Origin of the sequence: Streptomyces xinghaiensis S187, from assembly GCF_000220705.2 — a bacterium.
Classification (GTDB): Bacteria; Actinomycetota; Actinomycetes; order Streptomycetales; family Streptomycetaceae; genus Streptomyces; species Streptomyces xinghaiensis.
On record NZ_CP023202.1, the window covers coordinates 1886362 to 1904260 of the forward strand.

At 73.3% G+C, this 17899-nt stretch carries 13 protein-coding genes; 7 read left to right on the forward strand and 6 right to left on the reverse strand.

Going from position 1 to position 17899, the window contains the following annotated elements:
* Positions 1-236: 236 nt before the first annotated feature.
* The 3 genes from ispG to dxr form a co-directional block, all read right to left on the reverse strand.
* On the reverse strand, positions 237-1394 hold the full coding sequence (gene ispG / locus SXIN_RS07930) for a flavodoxin-dependent (E)-4-hydroxy-3-methylbut-2-enyl-diphosphate synthase (protein ID WP_095756787.1): 1158 nt from the start codon (positions 1392-1394) through the stop codon (positions 237-239).
* A gap of 172 nt (positions 1395-1566) precedes the next feature.
* Complete coding sequence (locus SXIN_RS07935) at positions 1567-2868, reverse strand: M50 family metallopeptidase (protein WP_019709789.1); 1302 nt, start codon at positions 2866-2868, stop codon at positions 1567-1569.
* Complete coding sequence (dxr, locus tag SXIN_RS07940; protein WP_019709790.1) at positions 2865-4118, reverse strand: 1-deoxy-D-xylulose-5-phosphate reductoisomerase; 1254 nt, start codon at positions 4116-4118, stop codon at positions 2865-2867. The genes SXIN_RS07935 and dxr overlap by 4 nt, the downstream gene beginning before the upstream one ends.
* A gap of 419 nt (positions 4119-4537) precedes the next feature.
* On the opposite strand from dxr, the gene SXIN_RS07945 reads away from it, so the two are divergent.
* From SXIN_RS07945 to SXIN_RS07960, 4 genes are read left to right on the forward strand one after another with little or no spacing between them, the layout of a single operon-like run.
* On the forward strand, positions 4538-6970 hold the full coding sequence (locus tag SXIN_RS07945) for a sensor histidine kinase (RefSeq protein ID WP_192883565.1): 2433 nt from the start codon (positions 4538-4540) through the stop codon (positions 6968-6970).
* Positions 6967-7401 (forward strand): roadblock/LC7 domain-containing protein, encoded by a 435-nt coding sequence (locus SXIN_RS07950; RefSeq protein ID WP_095756789.1) that lies wholly within the window; start codon positions 6967-6969, stop codon positions 7399-7401. The genes SXIN_RS07945 and SXIN_RS07950 overlap by 4 nt, the downstream gene beginning before the upstream one ends.
* Positions 7398-7778 (forward strand): DUF742 domain-containing protein, encoded by a 381-nt coding sequence (locus tag SXIN_RS07955; RefSeq protein WP_019709791.1) that lies wholly within the window; start codon positions 7398-7400, stop codon positions 7776-7778. The genes SXIN_RS07950 and SXIN_RS07955 overlap by 4 nt, the downstream gene beginning before the upstream one ends.
* A complete protein-coding gene (locus tag SXIN_RS07960) occupies positions 7759-8391 on the forward strand; it encodes a GTP-binding protein (protein ID WP_019709792.1) in 633 nt (210 codons plus the stop codon). Before SXIN_RS07955 ends, SXIN_RS07960 begins: the two co-directional genes overlap by 20 nt.
* A 23-nt stretch (positions 8392-8414) precedes the next feature.
* On the opposite strand, the gene SXIN_RS07965 is transcribed toward SXIN_RS07960, so the two are convergent.
* Positions 8415-10352, reverse strand: coding sequence for an acyl-CoA dehydrogenase family protein (locus SXIN_RS07965; protein WP_019709793.1), 1938 nt, complete (start codon positions 10350-10352; stop codon positions 8415-8417).
* 434 nt (positions 10353-10786) lie between these two features.
* On the opposite strand from SXIN_RS07965, the gene SXIN_RS07970 reads away from it, so the two are divergent.
* Both SXIN_RS07970 and SXIN_RS07975 read left to right on the forward strand, forming a co-directional pair.
* Positions 10787-11800 carry a LacI family DNA-binding transcriptional regulator gene (locus tag SXIN_RS07970; protein WP_019709794.1) on the forward strand — a complete coding sequence of 338 codons (1014 nt, stop codon included), beginning with the start codon at positions 10787-10789 and terminating at the stop codon, positions 11798-11800.
* A gap of 332 nt (positions 11801-12132) precedes the next feature.
* A complete protein-coding gene (locus tag SXIN_RS07975; protein WP_019709795.1) occupies positions 12133-14181 on the forward strand; it encodes a glycoside hydrolase family 31 protein in 2049 nt (682 codons plus the stop codon).
* A 24-nt stretch (positions 14182-14205) separates the two neighbouring features.
* Here the strand turns inward: SXIN_RS07975 and SXIN_RS07980 are convergent, their stop codons facing one another.
* Entirely contained in the window at positions 14206-15693 is a 1488-nt protein-coding gene (locus SXIN_RS07980) for a long-chain-fatty-acid--CoA ligase (RefSeq protein ID WP_019709796.1), read from the reverse strand.
* Between the two features lie 152 nt (positions 15694-15845).
* On the opposite strand from SXIN_RS07980, the gene SXIN_RS07985 reads away from it, so the two are divergent.
* The gene (locus SXIN_RS07985; protein ID WP_019709797.1) at positions 15846-17039 is read left to right on the forward strand and encodes a PucR family transcriptional regulator; all 1194 of its coding nucleotides are present in this window, start codon (positions 15846-15848) and stop codon (positions 17037-17039) included.
* 125 nt (positions 17040-17164) lie between these two features.
* Here the strand turns inward: SXIN_RS07985 and SXIN_RS07990 are convergent, their stop codons facing one another.
* Positions 17165-17869, reverse strand: coding sequence for a glycoside hydrolase family 12 protein (locus SXIN_RS07990; protein ID WP_039822064.1), 705 nt, complete (start codon positions 17867-17869; stop codon positions 17165-17167).
* Positions 17870-17899: the final 30 nt, after the last annotated feature.

Sequence of the window (17899 nt, forward strand, 5' to 3'; positions counted from 1 at the left end):
GGACCGGTGCGGCCGCACCGGTCCGGTCCGGGGGAGGACCTTCCCGGGTCCTGTCCTCCGTCTGGGCCGCGGCACCGGCTTCCAAACTCCGGCCGCCCGGGAAAACCGGAATCCGCGACGGCCGGTGCCCCCGCCGGGGGTCCGGCGGGGGCACGGGCGGATGTCCGGTGTACGGGTGCTGCGGCCGTTCCGGGTGCTGCGCGTGTTGCGGGTGCCGCGGGTGTTCCGCGGGAGGGTCAGCCGGCGGCGGTGACGACGGGCTCGCCGGAGGCGATGCCGTCCTTCTCCATCTGCTCGGCGATCTTCATGGCCTCGTCGATCAGGGTCTCCACGATCTTCGACTCGGGCACCGTCTTGATGACCTCGCCCTTGACGAAGATCTGGCCCTTGCCGTTGCCGGACGCCACGCCGAGGTCCGCCTCCCGGGCCTCGCCCGGGCCGTTCACCACGCAGCCCATCACGGCGACGCGGAGCGGGACCTCCATGCCCTCCAGACCGGCGGTGACCTCCTCCGCCAGCTTGTAGACGTCCACCTGGGCCCGGCCGCAGGAGGGGCAGGAGACGATCTCCAGCCCGCGCTGCCGCAGTCCGAGGGACTCCAGGATCTGGTTGCCGACCTTGATCTCCTCGACCGGCGGCGCGGAGAGCGAGACCCGGATGGTGTCGCCGATGCCCTCGCTCAGCAGCGCGCCGAAGGCGACCGCGGACTTGATGGTGCCCTGGAAGGCGGGGCCGGCCTCGGTGACTCCCAGGTGCAGCGGGTAGTCGCACCGGGCCGCGAGCTGGCGGTAGGCGTTGATCATGACGACCGGGTCGTTGTGCTTGACCGAGATCTTGATGTCGCGGAAGCCGTGCTCCTCGAAGAGGGAGCACTCCCAGAGCGCCGACTCGACCAGCGCCTCCGGGGTGGCCTTGCCGTACTTGGCCAGCAGCCGCTTGTCCAGCGAGCCGGCGTTCACGCCGATGCGGATCGGCGTGCCCGCGTCGGAGGCCGCCTTGGCGATCTCCTTGACCTTGTCGTCGAACTGGCGGATGTTGCCCGGGTTCACCCGGACCGCCGCGCAGCCCGCGTCGATCGCCGCGAAGACGTACTTGGGCTGGAAGTGGATGTCGGCGATCACCGGGATCTGCGACTTCCTGGCGATGACGGGCAGCGCCTCGGCGTCGTCCTGCGAGGGGCAGGCGACCCGGACGATCTGGCAGCCGGACGCCGTCAGCTCGGCGATCTGCTGCAGGGTGGCGCCGATGTCCGCCGTCACGGTCGTCGTCATCGACTGCACCGACACCGGCGCGTCACCGCCGACCGGCACCGAGCCGACGTGGATCTGCCGGCTCACCCGGCGGTCGGCCAGTTTGATCGGAACGGACGGCATTCCCAGCGAAATCGCAGTCATCTGCGTGCAACCCCAACGTATGGCTTCTGGCCCGGGAGACAGGCGGGCTCCGGGTCCGAGATTACGGCACGCGCGGGGATGCGGCCGCCGCGGCCTCCCGCGCGGCGCGCGGACGGGGGACGGCCGGGAGGGGGTGCCCCCGGCCGTCCGCGGTCCCGCGCGGGGCGGCCCCTCAGGAGATCCGGACGGGGTTGACCAGGTCGGCCATGAGGACCAGCAGGGTGAAGCAGATGAAGATCCCGGCGACCACATAGGCGACCGGCATCAGCTTGGCCACGTCGAAGGGGCCCGGGTCCGGGCGCCGGAAGAGCCGGGCCGTGTGCCGCCGCACCGACTCCCACAGCGCTCCCGCGATGTGGCCCCCGTCGAGCGGCAGCAGCGGCAGCATGTTGAAGAGGAAGAGCGACAGGTTGAAGCCCGCCACGAGGAAGAGCATGGTCGCGACCTGCTGCTGCGGCGGGATGTCCAGGTTGAACACCTCGCCGCCGACGCGGGCGGCGCCGACGACGCCCATCGGGGAGTCCGGCTCGCGCTCGGCGTCGCCGAAGGTGGCGTCCCAGAGCGCGGGGATCTTCGAGGGCAGGGCGATCAGGGCCTCCACGCCATTGGTGAGCATGTCGCCCATGCGCTCGACCGACTGGCCGAAGGTCTGCTGGACGACGCCGGTGGCGGGGCTGAAGCCGAGGAAGCCCGCGGTGACGTACTCGTCCTGGATGACGCGGCCGTCGTCGTCGTACTTGACCAGGCGGTTCTCCACCAGGTCGGCCTCAAGGGTCTTCAGCTCGCCGGCGCGCTCGACGGTGATGGTGGCCGGTCCGGTGGTCTCCCGGATGCGCTCCTGGAGGACGGACCACTCCTCGATCCGCTCGCCGTCGAAGGCGACGATCCTGTCGGCCGGCTGGAGCCCGGCCGCCTTGGCGGGCGAGGCCGGGTCGCCCTTGCGGCAGGTGTCGCGGTTCTCGTTCTGCGAGATCACGCAGTCGGAGACGGTGGAGACGGTGGTGGTCTGGGTGTTGATGCCGAAGCCCATCAGCACGCCCATGAAGACCACCACGGCCAGCACGAGGTTCATGAAGGGGCCGGCGAACATCACGATCACGCGCTTCCACGGCGCGCGCGTGTAGAAGAGCCGCTTCTCGTCCCCGGGCTGCAGCTCCTCGAAGGCGGCCTCCCGGGCGTCCTCGATCATGGTGCGGAAGGGCGAGGTGGAGCGGGTGGTGACCCTGCCGTCCTCGCCGGGCGGGAACATGCCGATCATGCGGATGTAGCCGCCGAAGGGAATGGCCTTGACCCCGTACTCCGTCTCCCCCTTCTTCCGGGAGAAGAGGGTCGGGCCGAAGCCGACCATGTACTGCGGCACACGCACACCGAACAGCTTGGCGGTCGACAGGTGCCCCAGCTCGTGCCACGCGATCGAGAACAGCAGCCCGATCACGAAGACGACTATGCCGAGAACCGTCATCAGGGTCGTCATGCGCGGGCCTCCGATGCTGACGTCGCCGCCATCTCACGGGCGCGGGCGCGCGCCCACGTCTCCGCTTCCAGGACGTCGGCCAAGGTGAGGGAGGTTCCCCGGCCGGGGGTGCCGTGTTCGGCCACCACCTCGGCGACGGTCTCCACGATGCCATTGAAGGGGAGGCGGCCGTCGAGGAACGCGTCCACGCACTCCTCGTTGGCGGCGTTGAACACGGCCGGGGCCGTGCCGCCGAGGCCGCCGACGTGCCGCGCCAGCCCCACGGAGGGGAAGGCGTCGTTGTCCAGCGGGAAGAACTCCCAGCTCGACGCCTTGGTCCAGTCGCAGCCGGGAGCGGCGTCGGGGACCCGTTCCGGCCAGCCCAGCCCCAGGGCGATCGGCATCCGCATGTCCGGGGGGCTGGCCTGGAGCAGCGTTGAGCCGTCTGTGAATTCCACCATCGAGTGCACATACGACTGCGGGTGGACGACGACCTCAATCCGTTCGAACGGAATGTCGTAGAGAAGATGCGCCTCGATGACTTCCAGGCCCTTGTTGACGAGGGTGGCGGAATTGATCGTGACCACCGGGCCCATGTTCCAGGTGGGGTGGGCCAGCGCCTGCTTGGGGGTGACCTCGGCCAGCTCCGGCTTCGTCCGGCCGCGGAACGGACCGCCGGAGGCGGTGACGACCAGCTTGCGCACCTCGGAGCGGCTGCCGGCCGCCAGGGCCTGGAAGAGCGCGGAGTGCTCGGAGTCCACCGGCACGATCTGGCCGGGCTTGGCCACCGCCCTGACCAGCGGGCCGCCCACGATCAGGGACTCCTTGTTGGCCAGCGCCAGCACCCGGCCGGCCTCCAGGGCCGCGAGGGTCGGGGCCAGGCCGATGGACCCCGTGATGCCGTTGAGCACCGTGTGGCAGTCGCTCGCCGCCAGCTCGGCCGCCGCGTCGGGCCCGGCCAGGATCTCCGGCTGCTTCGCGGAGCCGTACGCGGCGGACAGCGCCTCGCGCACGGCCGGCACGGCGTCCTTCCGGGCGACGGCCACGGTGCCGACGTCCAGCAGACGGGCCTGCTCCGCGAGGAGCCCGGCCCGGCCGCCGGCGGCCGACAGGCCGGTCACCCGGAAACGTCCGGGGTTGCGCTGCACCACGTCGATGGCCTGCGTGCCGATCGAGCCGGTGGAACCGAGGATCACGATGTCCCGCGGGCCTCCGGTGGCGGCGGTGGCCGCCGGGAAGGTCAGGTGCGGGTGGGCGAGGGAGTCCGTCATCCCCCCATTGTCACCGCACCGGCTCCGGGCGCCGGACGGCGCACCCGCCGAACGCGCGGGCGTGCGGGACGGCGGCGCCCTGCCACCGGTGCCCCCCGGCGGTCCCCCGTACGCCCCGGAGCGGCCGGGTCCGGATCCGGGGCCGCCTCCGGGACGGGTCCGCAACTCCGTTCTCCGGCCTGCGGTTTCGCGGTGCGGCCGTGACCGGGGCCACGGAACGGATCTTTCTGCACACGGTTCGTGCAGCCGTATTCCTTCCCCTTGCGGTCACAACTAGCATCGGCTCCACCACGCGCCGCCCCCCACCTGCGGCGATACCTGTTGTGATTTCTGGCTGGGGTGACATGGCACTGCGCACGCGTACGCCTGAGGGACCGGGGCGGGGGGCGGACCGCGTACGCCGTCCGGGGTCCCTGCGCATGGTTCTCCTCGTGCTGGCCCTCATACCCAGCCTGGCGCTGGCCGCCCTCTGGGGGGTCAGCACCGCGCAACTCGCCCTGGACTGGCGGCTGCAGGCCCGTCACGCCGCTCTGGCCGAACGCGGCATCACCCTGACCGGGGACCTGGCCGCCGCGCTCCGGGAGGAACGGCGGCTGACCGCCGAGATCCTGGCCGATCCCGAGACCTCCCCCACCGCCCTGAGGCAGCAGCGCGAGCGGACCGACAAGGCGGTGCGGGCCTTCCGCTCGGGAACCGGCAGCGGCACCGCCGGCCTGCACGGGGAGCTCCGCGACGCCCTGGCCCGGGCCCGGGAGGAGCTCCGGGTCCTCCCGGAGGTCCGGGAGGACGTGGACGACCGGATCAGCACCCAGCCCGTGGTCTTCGGGTCCTTCACCCTGATGATCGACAGCGCTCTGAAGTTCACCGACGCCCTGGGCAACACCGACAACGGCGCGGTCAGCGTCAGGGCTCAGCCGCTGACCGACCTCATGTGGGCCAACGAGACGCTCGCCCGCGAGGACGCGGTGCTCACCCGCGGCTGGGCCGCGGGCCACCTCGACAAGACGGAGCGCTCCGACCTCGTCGAGTGGATCGGCGCCCAGCAGTACCTCTTCGAGGACCGCATCGCGTCGCGGCTGCCCGAGACCGAGGCCGCGTTCCACCACGACACGACCCTCATGGACGCCTGGCACACCAAGACCGTGGTGGAGCAGACCCTGCTGCAGGTTCCCCTCACCGAGCCCGAGGACCTGCCCCGCGAGGCAGGCCGGTGGCGGGAGGCCATGGAGGAGCTGCAGCCCCGGCTCCAGGAGCTGACCGGCAGACTGGCCGCCGACTTCAACCGGGCCAACGCGGATTCGGTGTGGGACCTGATGGTGCGCATGGTGGCCGCCAGCGCCATCGGGCTGGGCGCGGTCGTCGTCGTCATCGCGCTCACCCTGTGGCTCACCGGCTCCCTGCGGCAGCGGATCCTCGCGCTGCGCGACGAGGCGGCCCGGCTGGAGACGGAGCTGCCGGCCGTCGTGGAGCGGCTCCAGCGCGGCGAGGACATCGACGTCGACGCGGAGGTGCGGGAGGTCCCGCACGGCGACGACGAGCTGGGCCGGCTCGGCCAGGCGCTGAACCTCGCCCGCCGCAGCGCCGTCGAGACCGCCGTGCGGGAGACCGAGCAGCACCGCGGCTTCGAACGGCTGCTCCAGCGCATCGCCCGCCGCACCCAGCTGCTCATCGGCCTCCAGCTGAAGAAGCTCGACGAGATGGAGCGCCGCCACGAGGACCCGGAGGTACTGGAAGGACTGTTCGACCTCGATCACCTGGCGGCCCGGCTGCGCCGCTACGAGGAGAACCTCGTCATCCTCGGCGGCGGCCAGCCGCAGCGGCGCTGGCGCCGGCCCGTTCCGGTGCTGGACGTGCTGCGGTCCGCGCTGGGCGAGGTGCAGGACTACCGCCGCATCCAGATCGAGGTGCAGGGCAGGCCGTGGCTGTCCGAGCGCGCGGTCGGTCCGGTGGCGCACATCGTGGCCGAGCTGATGGAGAACGCCACCGCCTTCTCCAAGCCGCCCAACCCCGTGGAGGCGCGGGCCGGCCTGGTCGGCCGGGGCCTGGTGGTGGAGATCGAGGACCGCGGGCTGGGCATGGAGCCGGAGGAGTACGACCGGCTCAACGCGATGATGGCCGAACCGCCGCGGATGGACATGATGTCCCGGGCCGACGATGCCCGGCTGGGCCTGTACGTGGTGGCGCGGCTGGCGGCCGGGCTCGCGCTGACGCTGGAGTTCCGGCCGTCCGTGTTCGGCGGCACCCGGGTGATCGTCATGATCCCGGCCGAACTGGTCGCCGACGCCCCGGAGCCGGACACCGGCGCGGACGCGGACGCGGCCCCGCGCTCCGACGCGGACGCGGACGCGGACGGCGGCGGGGCCCCCGCGGCCGCGGCCGGGAAGCCCCTGCCCGCGGCCCGCGGGACCGCGGAGCGCGGGGAGCCCGCCGCCGCGCCCGCCGCGCCGGCCGCGCCGTCGGCGGACCTGCCGCGCCGCTCCCGCGGACAGGCCGCGGCGGCCGTCGCCGGCGGCCGTACCGGCACACAGGACGGCGGGAGCCGCGCGCCGGACGACCGGACCGGCGCGGACGGCGCCGGCCTGAACGGCGCCGGCGGCGGCACGAGGCCGCTGCCCCGCCGGGTCCGCCAGGCCAGCCTCACCCCCGAACTCCGGAATCCGCCGCGGCGGCCCGGCACCGACGAGGACGCGTCCCCCCACGCGCATCCGGCACCCGAGCGCTCCGGCGCGACGGTGGGCGCGTTCCAGCGCCAGTCCCGCATCACCCGCGGGCCGGCCTCCGAGCAGGACATCCCCCCGGCCGACGTCAGCACGCCCCAACCCGGCGGAACAGCAAGGGAAGACCGAGAATGACACAGCGCACCACGGCAACCGACCGGGATCTCGACTGGCTGCTCGACGGTCTGGTGGAACAGGTGGCGGGGACCCTGCACGCCGTCATCCTGTCCGACGACGGCATGGTCGTCAGCCAGTCCGGGACCATCGAACGGACGGACGCCGAACGGCTGGCCGCCGTGGCCACCGGCCAGCAGAGCCTGGCCCGGGGCATCGACGAGCTCTTCAACGGCGGGGCGGTGCGCCAGATCATCGTGGAGCTGGCGGACCTGTGGCTCTTCATCATCTCCGCGGGCAAGGGCACCCATCTCGCGGTGGTGGCCTCCCAGGAGGTCGACGCCGAGGTCATGTCGGTCGCGATGTACACCCTGGTCCAGCAGGTCGGCAGGAAACTCGGCACCGAGCCGCGCGGCGACTCCTCCTCCGCCGACGGAGGTAGGTCTGGTTGAGCCACTGGACGGACGGGCTGGAACCGGACGACACCGACGGGGCCCTGGTCCGGCCGTACACGATCACCCGCGGCCGCACGGTTCCGGAGCGGGACGACCTCACGCTGATCACCATGGTCGTCACCAGGTACCCGGACCAGCCCCCCGCCCGCGGGCTGGAGCCCGAGCACCGCGCCATTCTGGAGCGGTGCCGGGTGCCGGCCGCGGTGGCGGAGATCGCGGCGGCGCTCGATCTGCCGGTCTCCGTGACCAAGATCCTCATCGGGGATCTGATCGCGCAGGACAGGGTGACGGCACGGCCGCCGGTGCCGGCCGCGCAAGCCGGACTGAACACGACTCTTCTGCAGGCGGTGAGGGATGGGCTCGAACAACTCTGACCACGGAGCCGGACCGGGGCGTGACCGGCCGGCTCCGGCGGCCGTCAAGTTCCTCGTCGCCGGCGGCTTCGGGGTGGGCAAGACGACACTGGTCGGAGCGGTCAGCGAGGTGGCCCCGGTGCGGACCGAGGAGTATCTGACGCAGGCCAGCGCCGGGGTCGACGTCATCGAAGGGCTGGCGGACAAGAGCACCACCACGGTGGCGCTGGACTTCGGCCGGATCACCATCAGTGCCGAACTGGTGGTCTATCTGTTCGGCACGCCGGGCCAGGAGCGCTTCTGGTTCATGTGGAACGACCTCGTCAACGGCGCGCTGGGGGCGATCGTCCTGGTCGACACCCGGCGGCTGGAGGTGAGCTTCGCCTCGATCGACTTCTTCGAGAACCGGGGCGTCCCGTTCGTGGTGGGCGTCAACTGCTTCCACGGGCACTGCGACCGGACGGAGGAGGAGGTCCGGCACGCCCTCGACCTGGACCCGGCGGTCCCGCTGCTGCTGGGCGACGCGCGGCGGCCGGAGGTGGGACGGGACCTGATGCTCGCCCTGGTCGATCTGCTGATGTCGCTGGCCCCGCCGGACGGTGCGCCGGCGGGCCGGGGCGCCGGCGTGGGCTGACGCCCCGGCGGGGGAACGGGTGTTCAGCGGATGGTGCGGTGGACGTTCTCCCGGCGCGAGGGGCCCGGATCCGCGCCGGCGATCCAGGGCCCGTCGCCGCTGGGATCGAGGACGCCCTCCTCCAGCCAGGTGTACACCCCGCCCAGGACGCCCGCGGTGACCTCGCGGTCCGGGTCGTCGGTGTTGGTCCACAGCCGGCGGAAGAGTTCCTCGGTGCGGACGCGTGCCTGCCGGCAGAAGGCGTCGGCCAGCTGGTACGCCTCCCGGCCGTGGCCGTCCTCGCGGCGCAGCTGCTCCGCCCGGGCGCAGGCCGCGCTCACGGCGAACAGCTCCGCGCCGATGTCCACGATCCGGCCGAGGAAGCACTGCCGGCTCTCCAGCCGTCCCTGCCACCGGGACATGGCGTAGAAGGTGGCGCGGGCGAGCCGGCGGGAGGAGCGTTCGGCCCAGCGCAGGTGGCGGGCGAGATCCGGGTGCCCCGCCGGGTGGAACTCCTGGTAGGAGCCGGGCCGTTGGCCCGGGCCGGTGAGCAGTCCGGGCAGCCACCGGGCGTAGAAGCCGCCGGCCCGGGCACCGGCGCGGGCCTTGCCGGACAGGGGGACGTCCGGGTCGATGAGGTCGCCGGCCACCGACAGATGCGCGTCCACGGCCTCGCGGGCGATCAGCAGATGCATGATCTCCGTCGAGCCCTCGAAGATCCGGTTGATGCGCAGATCGCGCAGCATCTGCTCGGCGGGGACGGCGCGTTCGCCGCGGGCGGCGAGGGAGGCGGCGGTCTCGTAACCGCGGCCGCCGCGGATCTGCACGAGTTCGTCGGCGATGCGCCAGGCCATCTCGCTGCCGTAGAGCTTGGCGAGCGCGGCCTCGATCCGGATGTCCGTGCGGCCCTCGTCGGCCATCCGCCCGGCGAGTTCGACCATCGCCTCCAGGGCGAAGGTGGTGGCGGCGATGAAGGAGATCTTGGCTCCGACGGCCTCGTGCCGCCCGACCGGGCGTCCCCACTGCTCGCGGACGGCCGACCACTCGCGGGCGATCTTCAGGCTCCATTTCCCGGCACCGGCGCAGATGGCGGGGAGGGAGAGCCGGCCGGTGTTGAGGGTGGTGAGGGCGATGCGCAGGCCGGAGCCCTCCGCACCGATGCGGTGGGCCGCGGGGACGCGGACCCGGTGGAAGCGGGTGACGCCGTTCTCCAGGCCGCGGAGCCCCATGAAGGCGTTGCGTTGTTCGACGGTGATGCCCTCGGAGGCGGCCTCCACGACGAAGGCGGTGATGCCGCCCCGGTGGCCGTCCCCGGCCGGCACGCGGGCCATGACGACGAGCAGATCCGCGATGACGCCGTTGGTGGTCCAGAGCTTCACCCCGTCGAGGAGGTAGCCGTCGCCGTCGGGCACGGCGGCGGTCGCCAGGCGGGCCGGGTCGGAGCCGACGTCGGGTTCGGTGAGGAGGAAGGCGGAGAGGTCGGTGCGGGCGCAGCGCGGCAGGAAGGCGTCCTTCTGCTCCGGGGTGCCGAAGATCTTCAGCGGCTGGGGCACGCCGATCGACTGGTGCGCGGAGAGCAGGGCCGCGATCGCGGGGCTGACGGAGCCGGTGAGAGCGAGGGCCCGGTGGTAGTACACGTGTGTGAGCCCGAGGCCGCCGTACCGGGTGTCGATCTTCATGCCGAGCGCGCCGAGCTCCTTCAGACCGCGGATGACGTCGTCGGGGATGCGCGCCTCTCGTTCGATCAGGGCGCCGTCGACCCGGGTGGTGAGGAACGCGCGGAGCCGGGCGAGGAACGCCTCCCCGCGCCGTTCGTCTCCGGCGTCGGGGGCGGGGCCCGGGTGGACCAGGTCCGGCCGGAACCGGCCGAGGAAGAGCTCCTTGGCGAAGCTCGGACTGCGCCACTCCTGTTCGCGGGCGGCCTCGGCCACCTCGCGCGCTTCGCGTTCGGAGACGGAGGGACGGGCGGACGGTGCGGACATGGGGGCTCACCTCGCCGCGAGTAGGGGGTACGGGCCGGCGCCGGCCGGGGCGGGGACGGCGGGGCTCCGGCCGGGCGGTGGGGCTGATGACGGTGTACCCGGCCGGGGGCGGCGCGTACCGGGCGCGGACCACGCCGATGGGCCGGACGGCGGCGGGCGGCACCGGGGAGGACGGGCGGGTGAGGGCGTCAGCGGGCCGGGAACGGCAGAGGGCAAAGGGCGGAGGGCAAGGGGCAGGAAGGGAGCAGGACTGGAGGGAGCGCACACCGGGCCGCACTCCGTTGAAGCGCTTCGACACTCCTCTGGACAGCTTCCGGGCACCGGTCTACTGTCGTTCCACGGCATCGGCCGGGGGGCGGGGCCGACCGCACAGTCGAAGCGCTTCACCCGCCCGGGGCCGGCCGCCCGTCACCGTCGCGCCGCTGGGGGACTGCATGGTCACACTCGCCGAGGTCGCCCGGCACGCCGGGGTCTCCGCCAGCACGGTGAGTTATGTCCTCAGCGGCAAGCGCTCGATCTCCGCCACCACCCGCGACCGGGTCGAACGCAGCATCGAGGAGCTCGGCTACCACCCCAACGCGGGCGCCCGCGCGCTGGCGAGCAGCCGTTCGAACATCATCGCCCTGATGATGCCGCTGCGGACCGACATGTACGTCCCCGTGATGATGGAGATCGCCCTCGCGGTCGCCACCACCGCCCGCACCCACGGCTACGACGTCCTGCTGCTGACCGGCGAGGAGGGCCCGGCCGCCGTACGCCGGGTGGCGGGCAGCGGCCTGGCGGACGCCATGATCCTGATGGACGTCGAACTGCTCGACGCCCGCCTGCCGCTGGTGCGTGAGGCCGGCCGGCCCACGGTGCTCATCGGGCTGCCCGCCGACACCACCGGACTGACCTGCGTGGACCTGGACTTCGCCGCGACCGGCGCGCTCTGCGCCGAGCATCTGGCGGAGCTCGGGCACCGGGAGATCGCCGTGATCGGCGAGGCCGCGGCCGTCTACGAACGGCACACCGGCTTCGCCGAGCGGACGGTGGAAGGGCTCCGCCGCCGCGCCCGCGAGCTGGGGCTGCGCACCCTGCACCGCCCCTGCGAGGGCGGTTACGCCTCGCTGGCCGGCACCCTCGCCCGGATCTTCGGTGAACGCCCGGGCACCACCGGTCTCGTGGTGCAGAACGAGCACGCGATCGACCCGCTGCTCAGCCTGTTGCGGGAGCAGGGGCGGGCGGTGCCGGAGGACGTCTCGGTGGTGGCCGTCTGCCCGGAGCAGGTCGCCCTGCAGGCGTCCGTGCGGCTCACCTCGGTCGCCATCCCCGCCCAGGAGATGGGGCGCCGGGCTGTCGAGCTCGTCATGGAGAAGCTGGAGGGACGCGGCCGCCCCCGGTCCACCCTGCTGCCCCCCGAACTCACCGTGCGCGCCAGCTCCGGACCGCCTCCCGCCCGGGGCTGACCACCGCGCCACCGAGCCACCGCGCCACCGCACCGCACCGTCCCGCTCCCGCCCGTCCCCGCCGCCCGCGCCCGCCGTCCCGCACCACCGCGCCCGCAGCCGCCCCGCGGGCACGGCCCGTCCGCGCCCGGCCGCACCGGCCGCCGCACCGTCCGGCCGCTCCCGGCCGTCTCCGCCCGCTCCCGGTCCGCGGCCGGGCCCCGCCCCCGACCGCGTCTCCCGCCCGCCGCACGGATCCGCGGGCAGCCGCGCCCGCCCGCGGATCCGTGCCGCCCGCGCCGCCCGGCCCGTACGACGTCCCACCGGCCGCCCGTCATCCCAGAGGAGTGCCCGTGAACCCGTCACCGCAGCCCGTCTCGCTCGCCCAGTCCTCCCCCACGGCCGGCACCTTCCGCGAGAGCGGTGGCGCCCTGGAGTGGTCGGGCCGGCGCGAGACCGTACGGCTGGAACCCTGGGGCCCGGACGCGATCCGGGTCCGCGCCCGGCTCGGCGGCCCGGTCCTCACGGATCTCCCGGGCGCGCTGCGGGAGGCCCCGCCGGAGGCGCCCGCGTCGTCCGTCAAACCCGGCGACGACCGCGGACTGCTCGTCAACGGCACGCTGACCGCCGAGGTCACCGCCGAGGGAATGGTCCGCTTCCTCCGCACCGACACCGGTGAGGAACTGCTGGCCGAGGAGCGGGCGCACTTCTGGTGGCCGGGGCCGCGCCTCTACACCGCCACCGGCAACGGCTACCACCGGCTCGAACAGCGCTTCCGCGCCTACGACGGCGAACGGCTGTACGGGCTCGGGCAGCACCAGCACGGCCTGCTCGACCAGAAGGGCGCCGTCATCGACCTGGTGCAGCGCAACGCCGAGGTCACCATCCCGCTGCTCACCTCCGACCGCGGCTACACCCTGCTCTGGAACAACCCCGCCGTCGGCCGGGTCGAACTCGCCGCGAACGGCACCCGCTGGGTCGCCGACAGCGCCCGCCAGATCGACTACTGGATCACCGCCGGCGACCCGGCCGCCGCCCAGCGCCGCTACACGGCGGTGACCGGCCGGACCCCGATGCTGCCGGAGTGGGCGGCCGGCTTCTGGCAGTGCAAGCTGCGCTACCGCACCCAGGAGGAACTGCTGGAGGTCGCCCGCGCGTACAAGCGGCGCGGGCTGCCGTTGGCCGCCATCGTCTGCGACTTCTTCCACTGGACGCACCTGGGCGACTGGAAGTTCGACCCGGCCGAATGGCCCGACCCGGCGGCGATGGTCCGGGAACTGCGCGAACTGGGGATCGAACCGGTGGTGTCGGTCTGGCCCTCGGTCTCGCCGCTGAGCGAGAACCACCACACGATGGAGCAGCGCGGCTACTTCATCGGCACGGAGTACGGTCCGCCCGTCCACGCCGACTGGCCGGACAAGGGGGTCGCCGAACCGGTCCAGGTCTCCTTCTACGACGCCACCCACCCGGACGCCCGCGCCTTCGTCTGGGAGCGGATACGGGAGAACTACCTGCGCCCGTACGGGATCCGCGCCTTCTGGCTGGACGCCTGCGAACCGGAGCTCAAGCCCCACTTCGCCGCGGGCCTGCGCTACCACGCCGGGCCGGGCGCGGAGGTCGGCAACCTCTACCCGCGGGAGAACGCCCGCGGCTTTCACGAGGGGCTGCTGGCCGAGGGCGAGCCGGAGGGCATCACCCTCAACCGCTCGGCCTGGGCCGGCAGCCAGGCGTACGGCGCGGCCCTGTGGTCGGGCGACATCGGCACGGACTTCGCCACGCTGCGCCGGCAGGTCACGGCGGGCCTGCAGGTGGCGCTCTCCGGCATCCCCTGGTGGAACACCGACATCGGCGGCTTCCACGGCGGCGCCCCGGAGGACCCGGACTACCGCGAAGTGCTCGTCCGCTGGTTCCAGTTCGGCGCCCTGTCCCCGCTGATGCGGCTGCACGGCTTCCGCGCCCCGGGCATGCCGCTCGGCCCCGGCATGACGGGCGGCCCCAACGAGCTCTGGTCGTACGGCCCCGAGGCCGCGGAGGTGCTCGCCTCGTATCTGCGGCTGCGGGAGCGGATCCGGCCGTACGTCCTCGCCCAGATGCGCACCGCCCACGAGGAGGGCCTGCCGCCCATGCGGCCGCTCTTCCTGGAGTTCCCCGGGGACCCGGCCGCCTGGTCGGTGGGGGACGCCTATCTGTTCGGGCCGGACCTGCTGGTGGCGCCGGTGCTCACGGCGGGGGCGGTCGAACGGACGGTCCACCTGCCCGCGGGCCCGCGCTGGACGGACGTCTGGACGGGCGAGGAGTACACCGGGGGCGCCCCGGTGACGGTGCCCGCCCCGCTGGAGCGCCTCCCGCTCTTCCTCCGCGAGGGCGCGGAGCTGGCCCGGGAGACGGTGACGGGCGGCTGAGCGGAAGGGCGGCGCGGCGGCGGCTCACCCCGCCGGTGCGGTGATCTCCCTCTTGAGAATCTTGCCGCTGGGGCCGGTCGGCAGCGCGTCCGTGATCCACACCTCGCGCGGGTACTTGTACGCGGCCACCCGGTCCCTGACGAACTCCCGCAGTTCACCGGGGGTGGCCGTCGCGCCCGGGCGCAGCACCACCGCGGCCCCGATCTCCTCGCCGAGACGGGCGTGTGCCACGGGCACCACGGCGGCCAGCGCGACGGCGGGGTGCTCGTGGAGCACCTCCTCGATCTCGCGCGGGTAGACGTTGTAGCCGCCGCGGATGATCATGTCCTTCTTGCGGTCGACGACGTAGAAGTAGCCGTCCTCGTCCTGCCGGGCCAGGTCTCCGGTGCGCAGCCAGCCGTCGGGGACGGCGGCCGCCGTCTCCTCCGGGAGGTTCCAGTACCCCTTCATCACGTTGGGTCCGCGGACCGCCATCTCGCCGACCTCGCCGAGCGCCACGTCCCGGCCCCGGTCGTCCAGGAGCCGCACCTCCACGTCCTGGATCGGGGTGCCGATGGAGCCCGCCTTGCGGGGCCGGTCGGGGTGGTTGAAGGTGACGACCGGGCTGGTCTCGGACATGCCGAAGCCCTCCAGCACCGCGCAGCCGAAGCGCCGCTCGAAGCCGTGCAGAACCTCCACCGGCAGCGATGCCCCTCCGGAGATGCACATCCGCAGCGTGGAGACGTCCGCGTCCGAGGGGTGCTGGAGCAGCGCCGCGTACATGGTCGGGACGCCCTCGAAGACCGTGGCGCGGTCGCGGGCGATGGCGTCCAGGACGGCCTGCGGGTCGAAGCGGGGGATCAGGGTGAGCGAGGCGCCGCTGAGGACGGCCACGCTCATGGTGCAGATCTGCCCGAAGATGTGGAACAGCGGCAGGCAGCCGACCACCACGTCGTCCGGGGTCATCCGCTGCACGGAGTCCTTGTTGACCCGGGTGTTGTGGCGCAGTCCGCCATGGGTGAGGGCGGCGCCCTTGGGGCGGCCGGTGGTCCCGGAGGTGTACAGCAGCACGGCCACGTCGGCGTCGTCCGTCTCCGCCACCCCGGGCGCCGGCTCGTGACCGGCCAGCCGGCCGGCGAAGTCCGCGGGTTCGACGGCCAGGTGCCGGACCCCGGCGGCGGCCGCGCCCTGAGCGCCCTCGCCCGGCGCCCGGTGCCATTCACACAGCAGCACCGCTCCGGAGTCGTTCAGGTGGAACTCGGTCTCGCGCGTCTTCAGCAGCGGGTTCAAGGGGACGACGACCGCCCCGGCGCGCAGCGCGCCGTAGTACAGGACGACGAACTCCGGAACGTTGGGCAGCATCAGGGCGACCCGGTCCCCCGGCCGTACGCCCTCGGCGCGCAGCAGCGCGGCGGCACGGGCGCTGCGCTCGTCCAGCTCCGCGTAGCCGGTGACCTGCTCACCGAGGCGCAGGGCGGGCCGCTCCGGCTGCCGCTGCGCCGTCTCCACCAGGAACTCTGCCAGGTTGGCCATGGCCTGCCTCCACGCGTGTCATCGTCGTGAATCCGCTGTTCACGTGGACGTCATCGTGCTGCCGCACACGGGCCGGGTCCTATGGCCGGCGGGACAGTGTCTCGCGGACAGGATTGTTCCCGGGAACAAGACCACGGCGTTAAGCTGCGAAAATGGACCTGTCGGACGTGGCGGCCGTGCTTCGGGCACGGGTCCCGGAGCTCGGTGAGCAGATGGCGCTGCGCATCCGCTCGCAGATCGACGCCTACAAGGACGAGTCGCTGACCCCCTTCGACTCGCTGCGCGCATCGTGCACGGCCAACGTCGACCTGGTCCTGAACCACCTCCGCGGTACGGACGCCCCGGACCCGGACCCGAGCCCGTCCCGTGAGACCGGCCGGATCCGCGCCGAACAGGGCATGCCGCTGGCGGACACCCTGCACGCCTACCGGATCGGCTTCGAGTTCCTGTGGTCGGAGATCCTCGCGGAGGCACGGACCCGCCCCGAAGTCCCGGACGCCGAGCTGGTGTCGCGGTCGGCGGAGATCTGGGCGCTGTTCGGCCTGTACGCCCAGACGGTCGCGGCGGCCCACCGGGAGGCCACCACCGAACTGACCTCGCAGCGGCAGGCCCGGCGCTCGGCACTGGCGGAGGCGCTGTTCACCGGCGTCATCGCCGACCTCACCACCCTGCGGGACGCCGCCCGCGAGCTCGGCCTGCCCGAGCGCGGGCCCTACGCGGTCGCCGCGGCGGTGGCCGAAGCGCCCGGCGAGGAACCGCTGACGGGCATCGAGAGCGCGCTGCGCCAGGCCCGGCTCCCGTCGACCTGGCCGCTGCTGCCCGACCAGCAGATCGGGCTGGTCGCCCTGCCCGCACCGGCCGCGGAAGGCGTCTTCCTGCGCGTCCTGAACGGCGCCCGGGGCGCCCGCGTGGGCGTGAGCCCTTGCTTCGACTCGCTGCGGGACGCGCCACAGGCCCTGCGCTTCGCACGGCTGGCCCTGGCCGGCCTGCGGCACACCGGCCCCGGTGTCGCGCGGTTCGACGACGACCCGCTGGCCATGGTCGTCGCCGCCGCACCGGCGGAGGCGGGCCACCTGATGGAGGTGGTCCTGCGGCCCCTGCTCGACCTCCCGGCCGCGGAGCGCGCCCGCCTCCTGGAGACCCTGGAGCACTGGTTCGCCACCTCCGGCTCCGCCAGGGAGGTGGCCGGGCGGCTCTTCGTCCACCCCAACACCGTCCGCTACCGGCTGCGCCGCATCGAGGAGCTGACGGGCCGCTCCCTCTCCGACCCGCGGGCGGCGGCGCACATCGGCGCGGCGCTCCTGGCGGTCCGCACCTCCGAAGCCGGGCGCTCATCCCGCGGGTGAGCCACGGTCCGGGCCCGGTGACGGCGGCGCGGGGGCGCGGGAACGGCTCACGCCGCTGCCGGCGGGGGAACGGGGAGACGGCGCGTCCCGCCGTGGGGTGACGGGGCGCGCCGCCGGGCCGTCGCTCAGCTCGACGAGACGCCGAAACTGTTGGTGCGGAAGTCCAGGCCGCCGGCCGAGGAGGTGATCTCGTAGCCGAACTGGACGTCACCGATGGTCTCGTCGCCGATCCAGCCCTTGGTGTTCCTCAGCCAGTCGAGGACCGGCTTGATGTTCACCGTGCCGGCGGTCGAGTTGGAGGAGCGGATGAACGTGTAGACGGCGTTGTGGCCGTTGTCGCCCCGGTACACCGACCAGCTGTGGCCGCCCAGCGAGACGTCGCCCTGGTGGGAGCCGAGGGGGCCGACGGGGCCCGTCCGGTTGACCCAGAGCATGATCTCGTGGTCGTAGTCGGTGTCCCAGATGTCATAACTCGTGTTGTAGGCGCCGGAGTTCGGGACCGTGACGTTGTAGTGGCTGGTCAGCGTGGTGATCTGGCTGATCGGCCTGTTCACGACCTTCTTGGCGTTGGGGTAGGACTTGATGCCGCCGGTGTTCGGGTGGTCCGCCCAGACGCCCCAGTCGCTGTACGAGTTGGCCCAGATGGTCTGCGGGCCGGTGCCGGAGCCCCAGATGTTGTTGTAGAGGGTGTAGCCGCCGTTGGACCAGGTACCCCACTGCTCGGAGGAGGACCAGACGGCGGCGTGGGCGGGCGCGGAGGCCAGGGTGGTCAGGCCGGCCAACGCGGCCGCGGCGGGGAGGACGGTGCGGAGCAGCGTCCTGCGGGGGATGCGGGGGGAGGTGGGTCGCACGGGATGTCT